This window comes from Mycobacterium sp., from assembly GCF_032159565.1.
Taxonomy (GTDB): Bacteria; Actinomycetota; Actinomycetes; order Mycobacteriales; family Mycobacteriaceae; genus Mycobacterium.
Map to the genome: position 1 here is coordinate 28,309 of NZ_JAVHWR010000174.1, position 18,098 is coordinate 46,406.

At 65.5% G+C, this 18,098-nt stretch carries 20 protein-coding genes and 1 tRNA gene; 11 read left to right on the plus strand and 10 right to left on the minus strand.

Annotation, left to right across the window (positions count from 1 at the left end):
* Positions 1–3 precede the first annotated feature (3 nt).
* Complete coding sequence (gene rdgB, locus QOC76_RS23410; RefSeq protein WP_526360890.1) at positions 4–603, plus strand: RdgB/HAM1 family non-canonical purine NTP pyrophosphatase; 600 nt, start codon at positions 4–6, stop codon at positions 601–603.
* A gap of 99 nt (positions 604–702) precedes the next feature.
* On the opposite strand, the gene QOC76_RS23415 is transcribed toward rdgB, so the two are convergent.
* Both QOC76_RS23415 and QOC76_RS23420 read right to left on the minus strand, forming a co-directional pair.
* On the minus strand, positions 703–975 hold the full coding sequence (locus QOC76_RS23415) for a DUF3817 domain-containing protein (protein WP_526360930.1): 273 nt from the start codon (positions 973–975) through the stop codon (positions 703–705).
* A gap of 62 nt (positions 976–1,037) precedes the next feature.
* Positions 1,038–1,400, minus strand: coding sequence for a hypothetical protein (locus QOC76_RS23420; RefSeq protein WP_526360892.1), 363 nt, complete (start codon positions 1,398–1,400; stop codon positions 1,038–1,040).
* Between the two features lie 33 nt (positions 1,401–1,433).
* On the opposite strand from QOC76_RS23420, the gene QOC76_RS23425 reads away from it, so the two are divergent.
* The 4 genes from QOC76_RS23425 (at position 1,434) to QOC76_RS23440 (ending at position 4,649) form a co-directional block, all read left to right on the plus strand.
* Positions 1,434–1,517 (plus strand) — tRNA-Leu (locus QOC76_RS23425).
* Positions 1,518–1,719: 202 nt separating this feature from the next.
* Positions 1,720–1,899 carry a hypothetical protein gene (locus QOC76_RS23430; protein ID WP_526360894.1) on the plus strand — a complete coding sequence of 60 codons (180 nt, stop codon included), beginning with the start codon at positions 1,720–1,722 and terminating at the stop codon, positions 1,897–1,899.
* Between the two features lie 66 nt (positions 1,900–1,965).
* Positions 1,966–3,186: an alpha/beta hydrolase gene (locus QOC76_RS23435; RefSeq protein WP_526360896.1), complete on the plus strand. Its 1,221-nt coding sequence runs from the start codon at positions 1,966–1,968 to the stop codon at positions 3,184–3,186.
* Between the two features lie 41 nt (positions 3,187–3,227).
* Entirely contained in the window at positions 3,228–4,649 is a 1,422-nt protein-coding gene (locus tag QOC76_RS23440) for a WS/DGAT/MGAT family O-acyltransferase (protein WP_526360898.1), read from the plus strand.
* On the opposite strand, the gene QOC76_RS23445 is transcribed toward QOC76_RS23440, so the two are convergent.
* The 4 genes from QOC76_RS23445 to QOC76_RS23460 are packed head-to-tail and all read right to left on the minus strand — an operon-like array spanning position 4,646 to position 7,801.
* Positions 4,646–4,975 carry a putative quinol monooxygenase gene (locus QOC76_RS23445; RefSeq protein ID WP_526360900.1) on the minus strand — a complete coding sequence of 110 codons (330 nt, stop codon included), beginning with the start codon at positions 4,973–4,975 and terminating at the stop codon, positions 4,646–4,648. The genes QOC76_RS23440 and QOC76_RS23445 overlap by 4 nt on opposite strands.
* A gap of 18 nt (positions 4,976–4,993) precedes the next feature.
* Positions 4,994–6,019 carry an NAD(P)-dependent alcohol dehydrogenase gene (locus QOC76_RS23450; RefSeq protein WP_526360932.1) on the minus strand — a complete coding sequence of 342 codons (1,026 nt, stop codon included), beginning with the start codon at positions 6,017–6,019 and terminating at the stop codon, positions 4,994–4,996.
* A 5-nt stretch (positions 6,020–6,024) separates the two neighbouring features.
* On the minus strand, positions 6,025–6,762 hold the full coding sequence (locus tag QOC76_RS23455) for an iron-sulfur cluster assembly protein (RefSeq protein ID WP_526360902.1): 738 nt from the start codon (positions 6,760–6,762) through the stop codon (positions 6,025–6,027).
* Position 6,763: 1 nt separating this feature from the next.
* On the minus strand, positions 6,764–7,801 hold the full coding sequence (locus QOC76_RS23460; protein ID WP_526360904.1) for an amidohydrolase family protein: 1,038 nt from the start codon (positions 7,799–7,801) through the stop codon (positions 6,764–6,766).
* 155 nt (positions 7,802–7,956) lie between these two features.
* Between QOC76_RS23460 and QOC76_RS23465 the strand changes: the two genes are divergently transcribed.
* Entirely contained in the window at positions 7,957–9,429 is a 1,473-nt protein-coding gene (locus QOC76_RS23465; protein ID WP_526360934.1) for an AAA-type ATPase lid domain-containing protein, read from the plus strand.
* Positions 9,430–9,447: 18 nt separating this feature from the next.
* Here the strand turns inward: QOC76_RS23465 and QOC76_RS23470 are convergent, their stop codons facing one another.
* Together QOC76_RS23470 and QOC76_RS23475 are read right to left on the minus strand one after the other, a co-directional pair.
* Positions 9,448–9,684, minus strand: coding sequence for a hypothetical protein (locus QOC76_RS23470; RefSeq protein WP_526360906.1), 237 nt, complete (start codon positions 9,682–9,684; stop codon positions 9,448–9,450).
* 96 nt (positions 9,685–9,780) lie between these two features.
* The gene (locus tag QOC76_RS23475) at positions 9,781–10,041 is read right to left on the minus strand and encodes a WhiB family transcriptional regulator (protein WP_526360908.1); all 261 of its coding nucleotides are present in this window, start codon (positions 10,039–10,041) and stop codon (positions 9,781–9,783) included.
* 96 nt (positions 10,042–10,137) lie between these two features.
* On the opposite strand from QOC76_RS23475, the gene QOC76_RS23480 reads away from it, so the two are divergent.
* The gene (locus QOC76_RS23480; protein WP_526360910.1) at positions 10,138–10,785 is read left to right on the plus strand and encodes a TetR/AcrR family transcriptional regulator; all 648 of its coding nucleotides are present in this window, start codon (positions 10,138–10,140) and stop codon (positions 10,783–10,785) included.
* An 8-nt stretch (positions 10,786–10,793) separates the two neighbouring features.
* Here the strand turns inward: QOC76_RS23480 and QOC76_RS23485 are convergent, their stop codons facing one another.
* Positions 10,794–11,633 carry an AraC family transcriptional regulator gene (locus QOC76_RS23485; protein WP_526360912.1) on the minus strand — a complete coding sequence of 280 codons (840 nt, stop codon included), beginning with the start codon at positions 11,631–11,633 and terminating at the stop codon, positions 10,794–10,796.
* A 51-nt stretch (positions 11,634–11,684) separates the two neighbouring features.
* Here QOC76_RS23485 and QOC76_RS23490 point away from each other — a divergent pair, with 51 nt between their 5' ends.
* Complete coding sequence (locus QOC76_RS23490; protein ID WP_526360914.1) at positions 11,685–12,947, plus strand: amidohydrolase family protein; 1,263 nt, start codon at positions 11,685–11,687, stop codon at positions 12,945–12,947.
* Positions 12,948–12,952: 5 nt separating this feature from the next.
* Here the strand turns inward: QOC76_RS23490 and yaaA are convergent, their stop codons facing one another.
* Positions 12,953–13,699, minus strand: a complete 747-nt coding sequence (yaaA, locus tag QOC76_RS23495) for a peroxide stress protein YaaA (protein WP_526360916.1) — start codon at positions 13,697–13,699, stop codon at positions 12,953–12,955.
* A gap of 46 nt (positions 13,700–13,745) precedes the next feature.
* Between yaaA and QOC76_RS23500 the strand changes: the two genes are divergently transcribed.
* From QOC76_RS23500 to QOC76_RS23510, 3 genes are all read left to right on the plus strand, one after another.
* Complete coding sequence (locus tag QOC76_RS23500; protein ID WP_526360918.1) at positions 13,746–14,810, plus strand: amidohydrolase family protein; 1,065 nt, start codon at positions 13,746–13,748, stop codon at positions 14,808–14,810.
* Between the two features lie 178 nt (positions 14,811–14,988).
* Positions 14,989–16,350: an aromatic ring-hydroxylating oxygenase subunit alpha gene (locus QOC76_RS23505; protein WP_526360920.1), complete on the plus strand. Its 1,362-nt coding sequence runs from the start codon at positions 14,989–14,991 to the stop codon at positions 16,348–16,350.
* A complete protein-coding gene (locus tag QOC76_RS23510; RefSeq protein ID WP_526360922.1) occupies positions 16,347–18,005 on the plus strand; it encodes an FAD-dependent oxidoreductase in 1,659 nt (552 codons plus the stop codon). The genes QOC76_RS23505 and QOC76_RS23510 overlap by 4 nt, the downstream gene beginning before the upstream one ends.
* Positions 18,006–18,098 lie beyond the last annotated feature (93 nt).

Below are 18,098 nucleotides of genomic sequence, written 5' to 3' on the forward strand. Positions count from 1 at the left end.
ACCGTGGAGCTGCTGGTGGCCAGCCGTAACCACAAGAAGCTGGCCGAACTGCGACGGGTGCTCGATGCCGCGGGAATCTCTGGTCTGACGTTGTTGTCGCTCGATGATGTTGCCCCGTTCGACGAGGCGCCGGAGACGGGCGCAACCTTCGAAGACAACGCGGTCGCCAAGGCGCGCGAAGCGTTCCGGGCCACCGGGTTGGCGAGCGTGGCCGACGACTCGGGGCTGGAGGTCGACGCGCTAAACGGCATGCCTGGTGTGTTGTCGGCCCGCTGGGCGGGCGTGCACGGCGAGGACGCGGCCAACACCGCGCTGCTGCTGGCGCAGCTTCGTGATGTGCCCGACGAACGGCGGGCCGGCGCGTTCGTGTCGGCATGCGCGCTGGTGTCTTCGGCGGGTGAGACGGTGGTCCGCGGTACGTGGCGCGGCAGCATCGCACGAGAAGCCAAGGGCGACGGTGGATTCGGTTACGATCCTGTGTTCGTGCCCGAGGGTTCGTCACGGACGGCGGCCGAGCTGACACCGCAGGAGAAGGACGCGGCGTCGCACCGGGGGCGGGCGTTGGCGTTGTTGGCGCCGGCGCTCAAGGCACTTTCGGGCTGACCAGATACCTGGCAGCTGAGGTGTGGAACACCTGGGCCGAGCGTGCGGTTTCGTACGGGACGCGCCGGTATCGGCGTACACAGCCGCGCACTCGACGGGTTAGACGCCGTACTTCTGTTTGATGTCCCTGGTCTGGAAGTGCTCGACGATGATGCCGACCAGCGGAATGGTGCCGGCCAAAAGCACGCCGATGGTCTTGGCGATCGGCCACCGCACCTTGACCGCGAGGTTGGCCGTCGCGAGCAGGTAGACGAAGTACACCCATCCGTGCACGACGCCGATCCAGGTTGGTGGGTTGTCCACCTTGACCACGTATCGCAGGTAAATCTCGTAGCACAGCGCGATCAGCCAGATGCCGGTTGTCCATGCCATCACGCGATAGGCGAGCAGCGCCTTGCGAATGGTCTCGACGGGAGTTGTGGGGGCGGTATCGGTCACGGTTCTCTGTCTTTCTTGGCCAGGTCGGCAAGGTAGGCGTTGTATTCCCGCAGCGCGGGGTCAAGGTCCGATTGTGTTGAGAGTTTTGGTCGTTCGGGCAGCAGGCCTGCCGGGATCTCTGTGACGGTGTCGTGCCGCATCGGCTCGGGCGGGGCGTCCTCGTAGCGGACGAATTTGTAGTAGCCGTAGACGCAGAACCCGGCGAAAAGCGGCCACTGCAGGGCGTAGCCGAGGTTCTGGAAGCTGCCCGACGTCGACTCGAAACGGGTCCACTGCCACCACGCCAGGGCAAGGCAACCTGCGGCGGCGATGATCACCAGCGCGATCAGCGCCGGCCTCCTACGCCGTGTAGTGGGCACCGTTCAACGGTACCGCGCTACCCTTGGGACGCTGCGGGCGTGGCGGAATTGGCTTACGCGATGGCTTTAGGTGCCATTGTCCTTTTGGACGTGGGGGTTCGAGTCCCCCCGCCCGCACCCTTGTCTCCACCGAGTCCTGCATGAAGGTCGTGAAACGGCCGCCCGAGCAACTACCCGGGTGCAGAACTCGGCGTTAGCTTCAAGTCTTCGGATGATGACGCGTTTGAGATGCCGGCCGTTGGGCAAGAACAACTCCATGCGAAATACAGTTCGTCGTATAGCGACCGTCGCCGCAGCCGGATTCGCTTCGCTGTCCTTCGTGACCATTGCATCTCCCGCCGTGAGCCACGCGGACTGTGCATGGGGCGAGTGGTGGGATCCGGTCGCCAGCGTGTGCCGCCCGACCGGCTTGGTGCTGCCGAAGGACTGCACGCCCGGCTGGTGGGATCCGACAATCAACGACTGCCGGCCGCCGCTGGTACCGCCGCCCCCGCCGTGAGACTGAAGTTCTGACGCTCACCCGAATCTCACCGATATCGAGCGTATCCGGCGGTACATTCGCGCAATGACGGCCCAAGGCGATAAACCCGCGTCGACACCGTGTTCGGCGGCCAGACTCCTGGCTCGCGGCGAACCGGTGCAATCGGCGATCGCCATGGCTGAATCGCTTACTGCCCTACCGGTCATCGGCAGCCGACTCGAACCGCTCGTCACCCTGACCGCCATCGGCGCGTGGGCATCCCGCATGGTGCCCCGTGCGATCAGTGAGCTGATGCATGTCCGGGTCAACCGAACGGAGTCGGTGCCCGAAGCCGACGAGACTCCGGAACCGGTGCCGGTCCTCGCCGAGGTGTGCAGTGCCGCGCTTCAAGGCGTCATCGGGGATCTCGACGGCATCGCATGGCCGCTGCCAACACGCGCGGCACCGGCGTTACGCATGATGGAGCAGCGCCGCCGCTATCTGCGCAAAACTGCTGTCCGCTACGGGCCCCACGAGCGTCAATTGCTGGACGTGTGGCGCCTGCCGGATCTCCCGAAGACGCCGGCGCCCGTGCTGATCTTCGTTCCCGGCGGCGCCTGGGTGCACGGCAGCCGCACCTTCCAGGGGTCGGCGCTGATGTCGCATCTCGTCGAGTCCGGTTGGATTTGTCTCGCGATCGACTACCGGGTGTCCCCGCGGAACCGCTGGCCCCGCCACATCATGGACGTGAAGGCCGCGATCTCGTGGGCCCGCGCCAACGCCGACCGGTTCGGCGGCGACCGAGACTTCGTCGCCATCGCAGGATGCTCAGCAGGCGGCCATCTCGCGTCGTTGGCCGCGCTCACCCCCGGCGACCGCCAATTCGAAGGTGAACTGGATTCGAACTCGGACACCTCCGTGGACGCCGCCGTCTCCATCTACGGACGCTACGACTGGCATGACCGGTCCACGCCGGAGCGGGACGGGTTCGTCGACTTCCTGGAAAGCATCGTGGTTCAGCGTCACTATGACCGCCATGAGGACATCTACCGCGACGCCTCCCCGATCGCCCGCGTGACCGACAGTGCACCACCGTTTTTCGTCGTCCACGGTGGCTCGGATTTCGTCATCCCCGTCGCGCAGGCACAGACGTTCGTCGATGAACTTCGCGCCACCTCCCGACAGGCCGTCGGCTACCTCGAGCTGCCAGGCGCTCACCACGGCTTCGACCTCGTCGACGGAAAGTGCACCGGCTCGGCATGTACCGCGATCGGGTTGTTCCTCAACGAGATTTACCGACGCCACACGCTCGCCGCCGTCTCCTGAGCTGACGTCAGCGTGGTTGCGGTGGGAGGAGGGGACAGCCGGTGAAGCGCCTGAGCGGTTACGACGCGATGTTGCTCTACAGCGAAACCCCGGCCGTGCACACGCACACCATGAAGATCGCGGTCGTCGACGGCGGTCCGACGGGTCTGACCTTCGAAACCTTTCGTGAACTTGTGCGCCACCGTCTTCCGGTGATGGAGCCGCTGCACTACCGCCTCATCGACATCCCATGGAAACTTCACCACCCCATGTGGCAGGAGAACTGCGATGTCGATCTCGACTACCACCTCCGGCGGTCGCAGGCAAAAGGAGACGGCAGCAGGCGCAGCCTCGACGAGGTGATCGGCGAGATCGCGAGCACTCCGCTTGCCCGCGACCGGCCATTGTGGGAGTTTCACTTCGTCGAGGGGCTGGCGGGGAACCGCGTCGCCGTGGTGGGAAAGGTGCACCACTCGCTCGCCGACGGTGTCGCCTCGGCGAATCTCATGGCCAAGGCCATGGCTTACACGACCGGTGAAACGGAGACCACCCCCGCGGCCGATCCGGTGCCGACTTCGCGCCAGCTGATCAGCGCAGCGGCGCGCGATCTTGTCGGCCAGATGGCTCGGCTTCCCGCGTTGTTCGGCTATACCGCAGCGGGTCTGACCAAGGTGGTTCGAAGATCGTTGCAGCGCACCCGGCATCCGTCGATCGCCAGCGGACTCAACGCACCCGACACCTTCATGAACCACATCGTCTCGCCTCGGCGGATGTATGCCAGCGCGACATTGGCGCTGGCCGACGTCAAGGAGGTCAGCAAGGCGCTCGGAATCACCATCAACACCCTTGTCCTCGCGGTGGCAGCCGGTGCGCTTCGAGAACTGCTGCTCCGCTACGACGGCCACGCCGACGAGCCGATCGTCGCCTCGGTGCCATCGAGCCTCGATCTGTCCCCGGACCGGGTCGCGGGCAACGAACTGGGCGGCATGGTGGTGACGCTGCCTGTGCAAGTGGACGTTCCGCTGGAGCGGACGCGGTTGACGGATCTCGCCGCCGGCGTGGCCAAGGAGAACTATCGGCTGCTCGGACCGGAGTTCTCGGCGCGATGGATGGAGTTCCTGCCGCCGGCGTTGGCACCCGCGCTGTTCGCGTGGTCAGCGCGGCGTGACGCCAAGCTGAGGGTATTCAACGTGCCGGTCTCCAACGTGCCAGGACCGCGCGAACGCGGCCGATTCGGCGATATCACTCTCACCGAGTTGTACTCGGTCGGACCGCTCACCGCCGGCTGCGGGCTGAACGTCACCGTGTGGAGTTACGTCGACCAGTTCAACATCTCCGTGCTCGCCGACGACGAAACCGTGCGCGACCCTCACGAGGTGACCGACGCTATGGTGCGGTCGTTCGGCGAAATCCGCCGTGCCGCAGGTTTTTCGTCCGCGAGCACCGCCGTGCCCACGGCCATGGAGCTCGCGAGGCCTGCCTAACGCTGGCCGACCTTCATCTCGCCCATCTCCGACCACCCGTCCGCGTCGATCGTGTGGCTGATGATCAGCGGAGTGGCGGCCAGGACCTTCGGTGCCTCGGCGACGAACTTCTTGAAGTGCTCGCTGGTGACGTGCTTCTTGCCGGCATCGGTGTCGCGGAATCCCTCCACCAGAACATATTCCGACGGGTCGTCGAGACTGCGCGACCAGTCGAAGAACATGTTGCCCGGCTCGTTGCGGGTCGCCTCGGTGAACTCGGCGACGAAGTCGGGGAAGCTCTCGACGTACTCCGCTTTCGGCTTGAACTTGACCACTATGAAAATCACTGCAGATCATTCCTTCTCTCAAGGCGTGAGAATGGCGCGACCACGAACGTTGCCGTTGTCCAGATCGGTTATCGCCGACTGGAAGTCGGCGAGAGCGTACTTCTGGGTGTGCAGGTTGACCGCGCCGCTCGCTGCGAGCGCCATCAGGTCGCACAGGTCGTTGTAGGACCCGACCAGGTTACCGATCAAGTTGATCTCGGTGGAGACGATGTCGATCGTCGGCACGTTGATGTTCTCGCCGTAGCCGACGACATGATAGTCGCCTGCCCGCCGCAGCATCGCCACACCTTCCGACGTCGCGCCGCCTTCGCCGACGAAGTCGACGACGACCTCGGCGCCGTTACCGCCCGTCAGCGACAGCACCTGATCCACCTGCGTCCCGTCGGCCACCACGCCGTGGTCGGCGCCGATCGCCTCGGCGAGTTTGAGCGCCTCCGGATTTCGGTCGACAACGATCAACTCGGCGGGGGAGAGCGCCTTGAGCACCTGAATCCCGATGTGGCCAAGGCCGCCCGCGCCGATCACGACGCATTTGTCGCGGGGCGTCAGGCGCCGCGCCGCCTTGGCCGCCGCGTGGTACGCCGTCAACCCCGCATCGGCCAGCGCCGCAACATCGGACGGCTCCAGCGAGTCGTGGATCTTCACGACACTGCGCGCCGAGGTCTTCAGGTAGTCGGCGTAGCCGCCGTCGGTGTCGATCCCCGGAAACGCGTTGGCCTCGCAGTGCACATCGTCACCCGAACGACACGCGCGGCACAGCCCACAGGTGATGAGTGGGTGCACGATCACCTTGTCGCCCTCGCGCGCATTGGTCACCGCGGACCCGACCGCATCGACCCACCCAGCGTTCTCGTGGCCGATCGTGTACGGCAGTTCTACCTGCGACTTCTCTGCCCATTGGCCCTCGAGGATGTGAAGGTCGGTGCGACACACCCCGGCGCCGCCGATCTTGACCACGACATCGAACGGCCCGGTCGGCGTCGGGACGGGTACCTCTTTCATCTCGAGGTTCTGGTGGTAGCCGACGACCTGGACGGCTCGCATGGTGCTCATCGCAGTGCTCCTTCTTTAGTCATGAGCGTGTTCAACGGAATGAAAGTGTTCGCCTCGGTTTCGCCGTAGCGGGTCTGCAACAGACCGCGGCAGAAGTGGGCGTTGCCGTCGATGGAGATCCGGGTCGAACGGGCCCGCCGCAAAGCCAACGGCACATTGTCACGCGCATAGCCGTCGCCCAGGTGATCGACCATTACCAAAGCATCTGGTTCCGTTGGCAATCCGAGTGCGCGGCGGCGTTGCAGCAGTGCCTCCGTCGTCGCGCCGTCGGGCAGATCCCCCAATTGAACCTCGCCCAACGACGACTCGGACCGTTGCGGGTCTGCTCGGAGCAGCTCGGTCAGGCAGCGCTCCATTGCCGCCGTGTGGGCCTTGCGCCGGAACGTCATCCGCAGCTCGTCGAGGCTGTCCTCGGCCTCGGGGCCGAACGTGCCTCGATAACCGGCGTCCGCGGCCAGACCGGCGTTGATGATCGGGGAGTCATGGTGATCATCGAGTTCGACGATCACCCGTCTGGTCCAGTCAAGCTTTGTCAGCGCGTCTTTGGCGTCCGACGCCATCAGATACGCGAAGTTCGGCGAGCAGAACGACGTCGGCAGCCGCAAGTGCACCTTGACGTTGCCGCCGGGCGACACCACCAGCGAGCGGACGAACCCGAGCGTGGTGATCGGCTCGTCGAGTTCGGGATCGACCACCGCATCCATTGCGCCGTAAGCCGTTTCGTAGCGGCCCATGTCATGCGCCCACGAGGTTATCGGCGCCGCGCGGCCCTACGGCGGGCTCGTCGGCCGAGGGGATCTGCAGCTCGGCGGGTACTGGGATGTCGTACATCTTGGCGGCGTTGAGGCCGAGGATCTTTTTCTTCTGTTCGGTGGTGATCGGCGCGTACTCGCCGAGATCCTCGGGGATCTGGAAGTCGACGAACGCCTCGATGAGCCAGCGCGGCGTCCAGATCGCGTAGTCCGACGCGAACTGGATCCGGTCCTCGCCGATCCAGTACAGGAGCTCGCCGACGATCTGCGCGAAGTATCGCGGCCGGGTGTGGATGAAGGGCATCGCCACGGCAAGGCCCGCGTGCACGTTCGGCTCCTGGGTTGCGATCCAGCAGAAGTCCTCCAGCCGCGGCAGCCCGCAGTGCTCCACGATGAAGTTCAGGTCGGTGAAGTCGGTGGCGACATGGTCGACGTCGGCGACGTCGAACGCATCTCGGTCCAGCGGCCGGATGGTCGGGCCTTTGTGCACGTGGATGTTGCGGATCCCCAACTCGCGGCAGAGCTCGAAATACCGGTACGCCCACGGGTCGTCGAGCCGCCAGCCACGGGAGTCGCCGTGCCATTCGGCGGTGTAGAGCTTGACCCCCGTCAGCCCGAACCGTTCGGCGTCCGCCCGCAGCTGGTCCGTGCCCACCTCGCCGTTGCGCGGGTCCCAATTGTGGTTGTAGGTCAGCTTGTCGGGGTGCTTGGCGGCCAGGTCGGATGCTTCGTCGGTCTGACCGAAACCCTTGTAGTAGAACTCGCCGAGCGCGGCGGGCTGGAAGATGGCGTGGTCGACGTAGCCGTCGGCGAACAGGTCCTTCATCAGGCGTTCGCCGCCCTGATAGAGGTACTCGTCGTAGCCCCACACCTCGGATTCCGGTGAGAGGTTGCGGTGGTAGTCGTAGAAGCAGTCGATGAATTGCTTACCGTGAATGTTGCGTTGATTCTCGGGCCTGGCATCCCACAGGGCTACGTGTGCGTCGACGATGAAATAGCTGTTGTTGTCCTTCTGATACATGCGGCCCGTCCTTCTCTCGTGTGACCACTGTCACAACCTATTGGCGAGCCTAGGAGCGTGGGGCGCGGCAGCCGAGGGGCGTGATGTCTCAATCTGAGACACCGGTGGGGGTGTTTTGACCTGCGGGTCTTGCCACTGTTTGTAACGTGGATCACATGCCGGACGGGCTGCCCGAACGAGCAAACCTGCAGCATCTCCAGCGCGGCAACGTGCCGGATCGATTGCTCGCGTCGTGGCAACGCAGCGAGGATTACGGCATTCCACTGGATGCGGTGGAGCCGGCGTTCACCGGCACCAACGACCTGAGTTCGCTGTTTTTTCTCTGCGGCAACGAGGTCCTGGTCGACCTTCACCGCACGCTGGCTAACGAACCGGTCAGCCTGATGCTCACCGACGCCGAAGGCGTGGTGCTGTCGCGGTTGTCAGGCGATCGCACGCTGCTGAAATCGCTCGACGATGTCCACCTCGCACCGGGGTTCGCCTATTCCGAACGCGAGGTCGGCACGAACGGCCTCGGGCTGGCGCTGGCGGACCGGACGCCGACGCTGGTACGCGCCGACCAGCACTACGCCCGTAGCCTGTGCACGTTCACCTGCGCGGCCGTCCCGGTGCTGGACCCGGTGTCCGGCCGGCTGGAGGGCAGCGTCAACCTGACGACATGGTCGCGCTCGTCGAGCGATCTTCTGCTCGCGCTCGCGCGTTCTGCGGCGAGCAACACCACCGCGCTGATGCTGGCCCGGTCGAGTGGCCGCCTTCCGCGACAGATGCCCCGTGGACAGGTATTCCGGGTGGAGATGCCGCGTCTGGAACCCGGCTCGGGAACGCTGCATTCGTTGTCGGACGCGTGGAATGACGCGGTGGCACACGCCGAACGCGGCGCGCGGGCCGGCGGTGTCGTTGCGGCCGTCGGCGAGCCGGGCTCGGGCCGGGCGACGGCGTTGGCGCAGGCGGCCCGCCACCTGTTCCCGCGAGACCGCATTCTGTCGGCCAGCGCACCGGCGCCGACGGACGTGCAGACCTGGTTGGGGCTATGGGCGCCCGAGCTGGGCAAGGACCACACGGCAGTCATCGTGCGCGACGTCGACATGCTGCCAGCCTGGGTGGCCGAGCAGCTCCGCGACCTGATTGCGCGCAGCGCCGACTCGGGCACTGTCCCGGTCGCGCTGACGGCCGAGCGGTTCGAAGACATCCCTGCCGCGCTGGCCGGACTGGTCGACACGGTCGTCCCGGTGCCATCTCTTCGGGACCGGCCCGACGACGTGCTGCCATTGGCCAACCACATCGCGATGCGTATCCGCGGCCGGGAGATCGGCTTCAGTACGACCGCGGCACGGGCGATGAGGTGCTACGACTGGCCGGGCAACGTCGACGAGCTGTCGCGGGTGGTTTCGGCGGCGGCCGGCCGGGCAGATGTGGTGGACATCGGCATGCTGCCGCCAGAAGTGTTGGCCGGCAATACCCGTCGTCTGTCGCGCATCGAAGCGTTCGAACGAGGAGAGATCGTCCGGGTGCTGAACTCGGACGGGATGACGATGGCGGAAGTCGCCCGCGAGCTGGGCATGAGCCGCGCTACCCTCTACCGGAAAGTCGCTCAGTACAACATCCAGGTTCCGCGCGAGCGGGCCTGATCGGATGGGCCGTCGTCGTTATACCGTGACGGGTTGCGGCTCGGCTTCGCTTGCCTGCTTGCCGAAACAGACCAGGCTGGCTGCGAAGGTCAGCAATGCACCGACGCCGGCGGCCGTGGCGAGCGCGGCGTTCGAAGCGCCCCAGCTGGCAACGCAGATGGCAAGCGCGATCACTGACGCGACGTTGAGGAAAAGCGCGGTGGTCGCAAGGGCCTCGGATGTGGTCGTGTCTGTGGGAGCGGGGCGCTCGCCCATGACGGTCTCCTAGTGGCTAACCGAATCTGACGGACATATGTTGCCCCGTTCCGGCGGCAAGCAAACCTCACCGCCCACCGACAGCTCAGATTTGGGTCACCTGCATTCGACAGGGAAACCGTTCTGCTCAGCAAGTTCGCGCAGCTGCTTGAGCGCGTGGCGCCGGCCACGCCCGGCCTCGGGAATCAGAATGCCTGCCCATACGCCTTCTGCGCCCTGGGTCTGGCAGGCCTCCTGGGCGCATGCCCAGCGACGTGGGCACGAGCGGCACAGGGCTTTGGCGCCGTCGTCTGCCCTCGTCGTCCATCGGTCGGGGTCGCGCGTGCACGCGAACGTAGCCGACTCGTCTAACACCATTAGGTCCACGGAGTCTCTGACCTTCCGTTGTCCATTGGGATCGACAATACGCTTGTATCGTAGACACGATACGCCTGTATTGTCTAACCTACGGATGTGACCAGCGAGGGCGTTGCGCCGATGATCCTGCTGTCGGAGCCCGGGGAGGCGGCCGCGGAGGAACTTTCGGCCATCGATCGGATTCGCAATGCGGCGATGAAGATCCTGGCCACACACGGCGCCTCGGGTACGTCGCTGCGTGCGGTCGCCGCGGCCGCCGGCGTGTCACTCGGATCGGTGCAACACCATTTCGCCACGAAGGCCGGGCTCGTCAAGGCGGTGGACGACTGGGCACTGGCGGTGGTGGTCACTGCGATCACGCAACCGATTCCGGACGCCACGCCGGACTCGGTCGCCGAGATCGGCGACCGGGTGACCCGGATGATCGCCGAGCAACCCGAGATCGCGGATTACATCGGCCGCGCCTTGATCGACGGCAGGCCGGTCGGAGACATGATCTTCGACTCCCTCCTGAACTCCGGCATGGCGCGCTGGCACCGACGAAGTGAACGAGGCGAAACGCGCGCCGACCTCGATCTGACGTGGGCGGCGATCAACTCACTGGTGCTGGCCCTTGGCGCCTTGATGATGCGCGGTCATATCGAGCGGCACCTGCCTGAGCCGTTGACTTCACCTGCCCAACTCGAGCGTTGGCAGGGATCGGTGAACTCGCTGCTGCGCGAGGGACTGTTCAAGCAGCAGTAGTAGCGACGTCAAAGCGCCTCGCGGGCAACCCTTTTGCGATAGGTGGACGGCGTCTCCCCGCTGAACTGCGCGAAAGCGCGGGTGAACGAGCTGAGGCTGTCGAAGCCGACTGCCGTCGACGTGTCCTGCACTGACTGCCCCGGCGAGGCCAGCAGTGCCATTGCCCGAAGCATACGGGCGTGCAGCAGGTAGGTGCGCCACGACAGGCTCAGTTCGTCGTGAAAGAGGCGTCGCAGTGTGCGCTCCGACACCGCCACCGCGCGGCTCACCTGGTCGGCGCTCACCGATTGCAGGTGTACTTTGGTGTAGGCCATCGCAGCGGCGACGATCGGATGCTCGGACGTCGGAAGGCTCAGCGGCGCTTCGTGATCCAGGGCCTCGATGACCAGGTCGGCAAGAGTCCGGAAGAACGCGTCGGAGACGTCGTCACCGTGTGGGCGGTCGATCGGCCACCGCAGCCCATAGATCATCATCTCCCGAATGAGCGGTGACACCGCCAGGATTCGGGCCCTGTCGCCCCCACTCGGAATCATCTGCGGGTCGAACATCACTGCCACGGTGCGTACGCCGGGCGCCATCGTCGCCTGGTGCTCGAGCCCGGCCGGAATCCACGCCGCCTGTTGAGGAGGCAACAGGTAGTGAGCCGAGGCGGTCTCGACCTCGACCACACCGCCGATCGCGTACTCGATCTGGTGCACTTCGTGGCTGTGCCAGCCGGTGATGAGGCCTTCACCTTCGTAGAGGTAGCTCCCACCGGGCGCTTGGCCGCCGCGGCGTAGCTCGATGACCCGCCGGCCACAATTGGCCGATTCGGCTAAACCTCTGTCCGAAAGCGCGGAGACGGTCACGCCGCTAGACGGTACTACTTGGGTATGCAGACCGCGCACGCGAGGAGCGTCATGAAAGAGGCCGATCTGATCCTGGTGAGCATCGATGACCACGTCGTGGAGCCACCGGACATGTTCCTCAACCATGTGCCCGCCAAGTACAAGGAAGAGGCGCCGATCGTCGTCACCGACGACAAGGGCGTCGACCAGTGGATGTATCAGGGCAGGCCGCAGGGCGTCAGCGGGCTGAACGCGGTGGTGTCGTGGCCGGCCGAGGAGTGGGGCCGCGACCCTGCGGGCTTCGCCGAGATGCGCCCAGGCGTCTACGACGTCCACGAACGCGTCCGCGACATGAACCGCAACGGCATCCTCGCGTCGATGTGCTTCCCGACGTTCACCGGCTTCTCGGCCCGGCACCTCAACATGCACCGCGAGGACGTGACGCTGGTGATGGTGTCGGCCTACAACGACTGGCACATCGACGAGTGGGCGGGCAGCTACCCCGACCGCTTCATCCCGATCGCGGTGCTGCCGACATGGAACCCCGAGGCGATGTGCGCCGAGATCCGCCGCGTCGCCGCCAAGGGCTGCCGTGCCGTCACCATGCCGGAACTTCCTCACCTGGAAGGGCTTCCGAGCTACCACGACGACGAGTACTGGGGACCGGTGTTCCGCACACTGTCCGAGCAGAACGTGGTGATGTGCCTGCACATCGGCACGGGCTTCGGCGCGATCAGCATGGCGCCGAACGCACCGATCGACAACCTGATCATCCTGGCGACGCAGGTGTCGGCGATGTGCGCGCAGGACCTGCTGTGGGGGCCGGCGATGCGCAACTACCCGGATCTGAAATTCGCCTTCTCCGAGGGCGGCATCGGCTGGATCCCGTTCTACCTTGACCGCAGCGACCGGCACTACACCAATCAGAAGTGGCTGCGCCGCGACTTCGGCGACAAGCTGCCCAGCGACGTGTTCCGCGAACACTCGTTGGCCTGCTACGTCACCGACAAGACCTCGCTGAAGCTGCGCCACGAGATCGGCATCGACATCATTGCCTGGGAGTGCGACTACCCGCACTCCGACTGCTTCTGGCCCGACGCGCCCGAGCAGGTGCTCGCCGAATTGACCGCAGCGGGCGCCGGCGAGGCTGACATCAACAAGATCACCTGGGAGAACTCCTGTCGATTCTTCGGCTGGGATCCGTTCGCCCGCACGCCCCGCGAGCAGGCGACGGTCGCCGCGTTACGGGCCAAGGCCACCGACGTCGACGTCTCGATCCGGCCGCGCAAGGAATGGGCGCGACTCTACGAGCAGAAACAGCTCGCCAAGGCGTGAAATCGCTAGGCGTCGAGAACGACAGTCAACTCGTTCCCGTCGCGCTCCACCCGCATCCCCGCCTTGCGTGCAACGGCGGCCACCTTGGCCGCGTCGTCGGGTTCGGCGCGGCTGCTGACAAGCGCTCGCGCGAGCCTGCCCTTGTGTGCCTTGTTGAAGTGACTGACCACCGTGCGCTGCCCGTCGGCGTGTTCGGTGACGACGTCGACGCGCACTGCGCCGGGCAGCCGGCCCAGCGCCGCATACGACCCCGAACGCAGATCGACGACCAGCTCCTCAGAGGCGATCTCGGCCAGCACGGGCTCGAGCACCGGCCGCCAGCGTGAGGCCAGCGTCGGTTGTCCCGGCAGCTTCGACGACGCGGACAACCGGTAGCCGGGTATCGGATCGTCGGCCCGCACGATCCCGAACAGGGCGGAACCGACTGCGAGGCGCGCATGTGCGCGCGAAAGCCTTGCGCCCTTGAGGGTTTCGATGTCGAGGGCGTCATACAGGACGCCGGTGTATCGGTTGATCGCGGCCACGGTCGGAGCCTGCTCGAGCGTGGCGTTTCGATCGATCTCATGATCCTGTGATGCGGAGATGCCGAGCGCGCGCCTGCAGGTGGGTGGATCCGCCGCCAGCGCCACCAACTCGTCGATGAGTTCGGCGCGCATCGGCCGCAGCTCAGGGAAGCTCAAAGCGTCCAGGCGGAGCGGGGGGCCGTCACCTCCGGCCCGCTTTGTCTCCGACGGCGGCAGCAGCACGATCACGATCGAAAAGGGTATATGTAATCGTGCTGGTCGTATCTTTACAAAGATGCGGATTATCGACGCCGACGGACACGTCGCCGAGGGCGCATCGCTGGCGGTCGAGGCGATGCGGCGCTGGCCGGAATTGATCGTGCCGCGTACGGACTCGCCGGGCCTGGTGATCGAGGGCCGCAACTATCCCGAATCCAGCGGGCCGGGCGCCGGCTGCCCGACCGAGCACGGCATCTCCGCCGCAGAGGGCATCAACTGCAGATCGGCCGAAGGTGTGCTCGGCGACGCCGATCGCGATCACATCGACACGATGGTGCTCTATCCAAGTCTTGGCCTCTGCACGCCGACGCTGGAGGACCCCGACTTCGCGGCGGGCTTCGCGCGGCTCTACAACGAGTGGATCGCGGACTACTGCAGTTCGTCCAACGGCCGGCTGCACGGGATCGCCGTCACGCCGATCGAGCACGGCGACGTCGCGATCGATATCATGCGCGAGGCGAAGGATCTTGGCCTGGTGGCCACCCACGTGCCGCCCGCGCTTAAGACCCGCAACCTCGACCATCCCGACCTGGACCCGTTTTACGCGGCCGCCGTCGAGTTGGCGATGCCGCTGGGCATCCATGGCGCGCCGGGTGTCCACCTCCCGAAGATCGGTGTCGACCGGTTCACGAACTACATTCAGGTGCACTGCATCAGTTTCCCGTTCGACCAGATGACGGCGATGACGGCACTGGTCTCGGGCGGTGTGTTCGACCGGCACCCCGACTTGCGGGTCGCATTCCTCGAAGCGGGTGTCGGCTGGGTGCCCTTCTTCATCGACCGGCTGCACGAGCACTTCGAGAAACGTGGCGATTGGATCGAAGGTGGCTGGCAGCGTAATCCGCAGGAGTATCTCGAAGCGGGCAACATCTGGGCGACGTGTGAGCCGGAAGAGCCGATCCTGCCCGGCGTCATCGACGTGCTCGGCGACGACTTCATCATGTTCGCCAGCGACTATCCGCACTGGGACGGCGAATGGCCGGAGAGCACCAAGCATTTGCGCACCCGGCCCGACATCAGCGACGGGACCCGCGCGAAGATCGCCGGCCTGAACGCCCAGCGCTTCTACGCGCTGGGCTGACTTACCGGGTGACGGTCAGCGGCGGCGGTCAGATATCCCGGTTCTTCACCATCCGGCCGGGCCTTCCGAGGAGACGACCGATCTGTATGGGCGGTCGCAGCAGACTGGCGCCATCTTCTCGCCCGTCTTGCTATTTTTGCTATTTTAGAAGCCCGGCCGCCGATGAGGGGTGAGCAGAGTGACGAAAGTGGACTGGGCACCGCTTCCGGTGCCGTGGGCGGTTCAGTCCGTGGACAGGATCCCCAAACAGCGCTATTACGACCCGGAGTTCTACGCGCTGGAGTCCGAGTTGTTCTGGCCACGCGTCTGGCAGATGGCGTGCAGGCTCGAGGAGGTCCCCAAACCCGGCGACTTCGTCGAATACGAGATCCTCGACCAGTCCATCATCGTGGTGCGAACCGACGCCTCCACCGTGCGCGCCTACTACAACTCCTGCCGTCACCGGGGCATGAAGCTCGTCGAAGGCAGCGGTTCTCGTCGCAGCTTCGTCTGTCCGTTCCACGGATGGTGCTGGGGTCTGGACGGCAAGAGCACCTTCGTGCTGCGGTCGGCGGAGTTCGACGAAAGCAATCTGTGCGCAGACGATCTCGCGTTGGCGCCGGTCCGGTGTGAACTCTGGGGCGGCTGCGCGTGGATCAACCTCGACGACGACGCACCGCCACTGACTGACTGCATCGAACCGTTCGCCTCCAAGCACGACGAGTGGAAGGTCTCGGCGCTGCGCGTCGAGTGGTGGAAATCGTGCCTGCTGCCGGTGAACTGGAAGCTGGCGACGGCGGCGTTCATGGAGGGCTACCACGTCCCGCAGACCCATCCCCAGCTGCTGCCCTCCTCGCATAAGCCCGACGCGTCGACGGTGCATCCGCTCATCGAGACCAGCCTCTACTTCATGCGCACCTTGGGCTCCGGCATGGGCGGGATGACGCACGAGAACGACGTGCGGATCGCCGAGGGGCTGCAGAATATGTCGCTGCCCGACGATCCGGCCGAGGCGATGGCCACCTGGCGCGGAGCGGTCAATGACGCCGTCACCACCTGGCATCGCACCCGCGGCTGCGACTTCCCTGACCTGAACGACCTCGAGCGCCGCGGTGTTCTCGAACCCATCGGGTTCTGCTTCCCGCACTACTTTCTTCTGCCGCAGTACAGCAGCGCGTCGTCCTACCGGATCCGCCCGCTCGGGCCCGAGCAGACGCTGTTCGAGGTCTGGTCGCTGACCCGGTTCCCGAACGACCGCTCGCAGGGAAGACCCACCGTGCCCGAGCCGCTCGCACCCGACGATCCGAGCTGGCCGATGATCCCCGCACAGGACTTCTCAAACCTCCCGAAACAGCAGAAGGGCCTGCATGCCAAAGGGTTTGAGTACATGCGGTTGTCGGATCGGATCGAAGGTCTGATCTCGAACTACGAGCGGGTCATCGACGGCTTCCTCGCCGGCTTGCCGTACGAGCGGCTGGTGCCCGCGATCCAGCGCACCAACACCACCATCGACGTACCAGTCGCCGATCTGGGGCTGACTGAAACAGTGCCCGCCTCATGAATTGGGACAAATCTGTCGACCTTCTGATCGCAGGCAGCGGAGGCGGTGGAATGGTCGCCGCACTGGCCGCGGTCGATGCGGGAATCGAGCCGCTGGTCGTCGAAAAGCAGGATCTCGTCGGCGGTTCCACCGGAATGTCCGGCGGCATGGTGTGGTTGCCGAATAACCCGCTGATGCGCGCGCAGGGAATACCGGATTCGCAGGAGGACGGGCTGGCGTACTTCGACGACGTCATCGGCGACATCGGTGCGGCGTCGTCGCCTGCCCGCCGCGAGAGGTTTCTCACCGCCGGCTTCGAGATGCTCGATTTCCTGCTGCGCAAGGGAGTCCGGATGGTTCGGTGTCCCGGCTGGAGCGACTACTACCCGAACCACAAGGGCGGCAATTCGGCGGGCCGCTCCGTCGAGGGCATCCCGTTCGATGCCTCCGCCCTCGGCGACTGGCGTGACAGGGTCCAGCCATCGATGGCGAGGAACTACGGCTTCGTCGTCAAGACCAACGAACTGCGGGCGGTGCAGTACTTCAACCGGTCGCCGCGCGCCTTTGCCGTCGCGATGCGGGTTTTCCTGCGCACCAACATAGCCAAGCTGCGGCGTCGGGACCTGATGACCAACGGCGCATCGATGATCGGCCAGATCCTGAAGGTGCTGATGGATTCGATGGGCGATCCGCCGATATGGACGAATGCGGCGATGCAGGACCTCATCGTCGAGGACGGCCGCGTCGTCGGCGCTCGTGTCAGTCATAACGGCTCGCCGGTGAATATCCAGGCGCGCAGAGGAGTTCTGCTGGCGGCCGGCGGGTTCAGCCGCAACGCCGACATGCGTCGCCGTTACAGCGGCGACCAGCCCAACGACGGATCGTGGTCGATCGCCAACGCGGGCGACACCGGCGAGGTCCTGCAGACGGCGATGGACCTGGGCGCACAGACCGATCTGTTGGACGAAGCTTGGTGGTTGCCAATGGTTTTCATCCAGGATCCCGGAGCCGCGTCGCTCGGTTCCGGACGACAGCGCCCCGGCGCCATCTACGTCGACGGTGCGGGCAAGCGGTTCTGCAACGAGTCGAACTCTTATGTCGAAGTCGGCAAGGCGATGTATGCCAACAAGGCCGTGCCGTGCTGGCAGGTCTTCGACGAGGGTTACGTCGGCCGGTATGTGTCCGGTGCCAACCCGCTGAAGAAGCGCACGCTGTCCGAGGGGCTGATCGAGCAGGGTGCCGTCAAGCGAGCCGACACGATCACCGACCTCGCCCGCCAGATCGATGTGCCGCCCGATGCGCTCGAGGAAACGGTCAAGCGCTTCAACGGGTTTGCGGCCAACGGCCTCGACCCCGACTTCGGGCGCGGCCAGTCGGCGTACAACGACTGCCTCGGCGATCCCGGGTTCAAGCCCAACGCCGCGCTTGGTCCGCTCGACACGGCACCGTATTACGCCACCCGCGTGTTCCCTGCCGACGTCGGAACGTGCGGCGGCCTGATCACCAACGAGCACGCACAGGTCCTCGACGAGCGTGACGAAGTGATCGAGGGGCTGTACGCGACCGGCAACATCACCGCGACGGTGATGGGCCGCACCTATCTGGGTGCCGGCGGCAGCATCGCCAACACGATGGTGTTCGGCTACGTCGCGGCGCTACACGCGGCCGGCCGCTAGGTTCTCCTCGCGAGCTGGGCCCACACCGAAGGTAGGGGAACGCAAAATCGCATAATTGCGCCCCAATTTGTGCGAGTTTACGTCTGCTCGCCG